1 protein-coding gene and 1 pseudogene are annotated in these 396 nt (G+C 63.1%); both read left to right on the top strand.

Features of this window, described 5'->3' with window-relative positions:
• A partial coding sequence (locus tag LH128_RS31035; RefSeq protein WP_008833656.1) for an ArsB/NhaD family transporter occupies window positions 1-248 on the top strand: 248 nt, incomplete at its 5' end.
• Window positions 248-396 (top strand): annotated as a pseudogene (locus LH128_RS31030) (arsenical resistance protein ArsH); the annotation flags it as partial. The gene LH128_RS31035 and the pseudogene LH128_RS31030, both read left to right, overlap by 1 nt.

The raw sequence follows: 396 nt of genomic DNA, 5'->3' as shown, positions 1-396 counted from the left end.
CGATCGACGCCACGCACGCCACCGGGGCGGTGAAGGAAGCGATGATCTACGCCAATGTGATCGGCTGCGATCTTGGCCCCAAGATCACGCCCATCGGCTCGCTCGCCACTCTTTTGTGGCTCCATGTCCTGGGCCAGAAAAACATCAAGATCGGGTGGGGCTATTACTTCCGCGTGGGCGCGACGCTCACTGTGCCCATCCTGCTCATCACCCTTGCGGCGCTCGCGCTGCGTATTGGAATTGCCTGATGCCTATCCGCGACCTTCCCGATCCTGACACGCTGCCCGCGCTTGATCCGGCCTTTATCCACCACCGGCCAGCGGCAGGGCTGGGGGCGCTAGATCCGGCACCGCGCATTCTGCTGCTCTATGGCAGCCTGCGCGAACGGTCTTTCTC

Origin of the sequence: Sphingomonas sp. LH128 (genome assembly GCF_000293195.2) — a bacterium.
Lineage (GTDB): Bacteria > Pseudomonadota > Alphaproteobacteria > Sphingomonadales > Sphingomonadaceae > Novosphingobium > Novosphingobium resinovorum_A.
This window is presented reverse-complemented; position numbering and strand designations above follow the sequence as displayed.